This is a genomic window from Ensifer sp. SSB1, from assembly GCF_016652895.1.
Classification (GTDB): Bacteria; Pseudomonadota; Alphaproteobacteria; order Rhizobiales; family Rhizobiaceae; genus Ensifer.
The window spans coordinates 1-349 of the sequence record NZ_JAEPRP010000332.1 but is presented as its reverse complement, the minus strand read 5'-3'; the positions used below and the strand labels follow the sequence as shown (position 1 = coordinate 349).

Genomic DNA, 349 nt, shown 5'->3' with positions numbered 1-349 from the left:
TCTTACCCACGCCAGGAGGACCTTGAACCAAATACAGTGGGAGCGTCGCTGTTAATTCCCGCAGCGCCTCTTGCTTTGGCTCGTCAAGCTTTAAAAAGGCTTCGTCCTCTTCAATGGAATCGTGAGTTTCGACAACACGCCGGCGCGGGTCGGTAATCATCCGAAGAAGTTCGTGGTGATCCTTTAGAGCTCGCAGCGCCTTAAGCCGGCGGCGGAACTGAACGTCACGCCCGATTGATCCGTCCGGTATGAGAAACGGTTCTGCGAGGAGCGGCGCAGGATTGATTCCAGTAAATACGAAGGTACTCGGCTGACCGGGGGTTTTCTCGATCTCCTGGAACCGCCATTC

At 55.3% G+C, this 349-nt stretch carries 1 protein-coding gene; it reads right to left on the bottom strand.

The window, feature by feature from the left end:
• Nucleotides 1-349 (bottom strand): hypothetical protein (locus tag I8N66_RS36885; RefSeq protein WP_291165448.1); only part of this gene is annotated, 349 nt, incomplete at both ends.